The 255-nt window shown below is 44.3% G+C and carries 1 protein-coding gene; it reads left to right on the top strand.

Annotated features, from left to right (window positions below; genetic code table 11):
• A partial coding sequence (locus SB689_RS23655; RefSeq protein WP_410694482.1) for an ATP-binding protein occupies positions 1–255 on the top strand: 255 nt, incomplete at both ends.

Here is a 255-nt window from a genome sequence, read left to right as displayed (position 1 = left end):
GTATCTTACCTGCATTGACATTGAAGGAAGCCTTAGAGACTACGAAAATACATTCGGTGGCAGGAAAGATTGGAACTGAAACGTCATTAATGACCGTTCGTCCCTATAGAGCACCTCATCATACAATTTCTGACGTAGCTTTGGTGGGAGGGGGAAGTTACCCTCAGCCGGGAGAAATTTCTCTCGCTCATAACGGTGTCTTGTTCCTTGATGAAATGCCTGAATTTAAACGGACAGTTTTGGAAGTGATGAGAC

This window comes from Chryseobacterium sp. SIMBA_038, from assembly GCF_046535115.1.
GTDB lineage: Bacteria > Bacteroidota > Bacteroidia > Flavobacteriales > Weeksellaceae > Chryseobacterium.
The sequence above is the reverse complement of the archived record's forward strand: the minus strand, read 5'-3'. Positions and strand labels throughout refer to the sequence as shown.